Genomic DNA, 3,320 nt, shown 5'->3' on the forward strand with positions numbered 1-3,320 from the left:
GGTGCTCTCGCCCTGGTGGGGCGGGAGCACCGGCGCCGTGGTGGTGTCGGGGCGGGTCAGCTCACGAAGTCGCGGGCGGGCTTGCCGATGGTGACGTCGTACCAGTCCTTGTCGGCCTCCCACAGCGAGGAGGCGCGGGTGCGTCCGCCGCCGGGCTGGACGTAGACGTTCTTGACGTTGATCTGCACGCCGTTGCTGTCGGAGGCGTTGCGGGTGCCGGCGAGCCAGAGGATGTACGCCGAGCGGGACGCGGCGCCTTCGAGGTTGACGTTGCGGATGTCCCAGGTGCCCAGCTTGCCGGTGCCGAACTGGTAGGGCTGCAGGAAGAAGCCCTGGTACTCCAGGTTCTTGGCGGTGAAGCCGTCGATGAACAGGCGGTGCGGGCCGTTCCAGACCTGCAGGGCGTCGCCGCCGATGTGCTTGCCGGTGCTGCCGGGGTACTCCACGTGCACGCCGTCGACGCGGATGTCGCGGAACTGCACGGTCAGCACGGCGCGCTCGGCCTTGGAGTCGACGTTGATGCCTTCCCAGATGTGCGAGCCGGCGCAGTGGAAGTCCTCGACGTGCACGGTGCGGGGGGCGCCGAGCTTGTCGTTGCCGTTGATCTTCAGGCAGCGGTTGTTGTTGGGCTGGTCGACCATGGAGGGGAAGTAGCGCTTGGAGAACTTCACGGTGCCGCCGATGCTGACGACGTTGCGTCCGCCGGTCAGTTCGAAGCCGCCCTGGACGTCGAGGGCGGTGGAGGGCCACTGGATGAGGACGTCGCGGTCGGCGGGGGCCTTGAAGTAGCGCTGGGAGGCGCTGGGCACCCAGACCAGCGGGTTCTGCAGGGTGGGCGCCTTCCACGAAGCACGGTCGGCGGTGGTGGTGCCGCTGGTGGGCGTCGTGGTGGGCGTCGGCGCCGGCGCCGGGGTGGTGGGCTGCGGGGTCTGGGTGACGACCGGGGTGGGCGCCGTGCCGGTCCGGGGCGCGATGAGGATGGCGGCGATGCTGGCGTTGTCCTGGTCGGCCTTGAAGGCCAGGTCGAGCTTGCCGTCCTTGACGGTGGTGGTGAAGGTGCGCTGGGCGGCCTTGTTCTTGCCGCCGGCGATCTGGAAGGGGTCCAGGTCGGACAGGGCGGCGCTGCCCTCGGCGCTGACGTCGAAGACGCGCTTGCCGGCGGCGCTCCAGTAGTTCTCGACCATCTTCAAGGTGACGTCGTAGGTGCCGTTGGTCACCGGGATGCTGTAGCCGCTCATGCCGTAGCGCACGCTCTGGTACAGGGCGCTGTCGGTGGTGCCGCTGGCCACGGTGGTGGTGGAGGTGCGGCCGCCGATGTTGCCCTTGTCGGCGCTGTAGGAGGTGCCGGAGGCGCTGATCGCGCTGCCCCCCGCGTTGATGCCGACGGCGGGCGCGGGGGCGGGCGCCGGGGTCGCGGTCGTCTTGGGGGTGATGAGGATGGCGGCGATGCTGGCGTTGTCCTGGTCGGCCTTGAAGGCCAGGTCGAGCTTGCCGTCCTTGACGGTGGTGGTGAAGGTGCGCTGGGCGGCCTTGTTCTTGCCGCCGGCGATCTGGAAGGGGTCCAGGTCGGACAGGGCGGCGCTGCCCTCGGCGCTGACGTCGAAGACGCGCTTGCCGGCGGCGCTCCAGTAGTTCTCGACCATCTTCAAGGTGACGTCGTAGGTGCCGTTGGTCACCGGGATGCTGTAGCCGCTCATGCCGTAGCGCACGCTCTGGTACAGGGCGCTGTCGGTGGTGCCGCTGGCCACGGTGGTGGTGGAGGTGCGGCCGCCGATGTTGCCCTTGTCGGCGCTGTAGGAGGTGCCGGAGGCGCTGATCGCGCTGCCCCCCGCGTTGATGGCGACGGTCGAGGGCGTTGCGGCGGACGCGGGCACGCACACGGCGGCGGACCCGGCGAGGGCGGCGGTGGCCACGGCGGTGGCGATCGCGCGGGAGAAGCGCATCAGAATCTCATTTCTTGGGAAGTGCTTTCGACACCTTTGTTCTCGGTCCCCGGCCGGGAGCCTTGAGGTGCGGTGCGCCACTTCCCGCGAGAATCATGGGATAAATACGCAGCGTTGTTCCCGAACGGCCCTATGCTTCGACACGGCTGCTCCGACCGGGTGACCTCGTCACGGACAGTCACGGCCGGTTGCCTGAACGGCCGTCGGGTCTTGGTCCCGCGCTGCTCCGTCAGGGGGTGAAGGCGTGCAGGAGCCCCCGCGGCCGCCGCCCGGGCCTGTAAATTCTGGAGAGCTGTTCACGATGAGGAGATGACCGTTGTCGGATGCACCACCCACCACCCCCGCGGCCGAGGACCGGCCCGCGACGGCGGAAGGAGGGTCCACGCTCCCCAGCACCGCCGTGGTGATGAGCACCTACGGCCGGCGGGACGCCCTGCCGCGCGTGCTGCCCGCTCTGCTCGACCAGGACGCCACCGAGTACGTCCTCGTCGTCAACGGGTCGCGGGACGGCTCGCTCGAGCTGCTGCGGGAGGCCACGGCCGGCGACGACCGCGTGCAGGTCCTCTTCCTCGAGAACAAGGGCCTCACCAACGCCCAGTGGGTCGCTGCCCAGACGGCCACCTCGGACGTCGTCCTCTTCGTCGACGACGACGTCCTCCTCCACCCCGGCCTGGTGCGCGGTCACGCCCTGCGGCACGCCGAGGCGCCCGGACGCGTGGTGGTGGGCTTCATGCCGACCCGGGTGCCTGAGCAGCCGGGCCCCCGCAGCTTCACCACCCGGCTCTACGCGCAGGAGTACCTGGGTGTGGTCGAGAAGTGGGAGCGGGACCCCGCGTCGGTGCTGCCCAACCTGTGGATGGGCAACGTCTCCTTCCGGCGGGAGGACTACCTCGGGTTGCAGGCGCACCTGGGAGCCCCGGGCCTGCGCTACCACCAGGACAAGCACCTGGGCGTGGTGGCCCAGCGCGCCGGCCTCGAGGCCGTCTTCGACCGCACCCTGCGCGCCGACCACGTCCACGAGCGTTCGCTCGAGGCCTTCCTGGAGCAGGCCAGGCGGCAGGGCTGGGACCAGCGCCTCATCCACGAGCTGCACCCGGACGTGCTGGGCCCGTACGACCCGGACCGCTTCGCGGTGGGCCTGCCGCGGCCCGCTCGCGCCCTGCTGGCCGCCACCGCCGCCGAGCCCGTCCGGCGCCCGGTCGTGGCGGCCCTGTCCGCGGCGGTCGGCGCCACCGGGCGCGTCGGCCGCTACGGGGTGCAGACGAACATCGCCAAGCTGCTGCGGCGCATCGAGACGCAGCGGGGGGCCCGCAGCTACCCGAACGGCTGAGGCGGTCTCCCGCCACCACGATGCAGCGCGGCCCCCTCGTCACCGAC

2 protein-coding genes are annotated in these 3,320 nt (G+C 70.9%); one reads left to right on the forward strand and one right to left on the reverse strand.

Annotated elements, in window-relative coordinates; all coding sequences use genetic code 11:
- Nucleotides 1-56: 56 nt before the first annotated feature.
- A complete protein-coding gene (locus tag ACRYR8_RS21030; protein WP_432486216.1) occupies nucleotides 57-1,943 on the reverse strand; it encodes a malectin domain-containing carbohydrate-binding protein in 1,887 nt (628 codons plus the stop codon).
- 316 nt (nucleotides 1,944-2,259) lie between these two features.
- On the opposite strand from ACRYR8_RS21030, the gene ACRYR8_RS21035 reads away from it, so the two are divergent.
- On the forward strand, nucleotides 2,260-3,273 hold the full coding sequence (locus ACRYR8_RS21035) for a glycosyltransferase (RefSeq protein ID WP_432486217.1): 1,014 nt from the start codon (nucleotides 2,260-2,262) through the stop codon (nucleotides 3,271-3,273).
- Nucleotides 3,274-3,320 lie beyond the last annotated feature (47 nt).

The organism is Kineococcus esterisolvens, assembly GCF_050871405.1.
Classification (GTDB): domain Bacteria; phylum Actinomycetota; class Actinomycetes; order Actinomycetales; family Kineococcaceae; genus Kineococcus.

Coding starts and splice junctions, on each gene's coding strand:
- ACRYR8_RS21030 (WP_432486216.1), bottom strand. CDS start 1,943: ATGCGCTTCTCCCGCGCGATCGCCACCGCCGTGGCCACCGCCGCCCTC.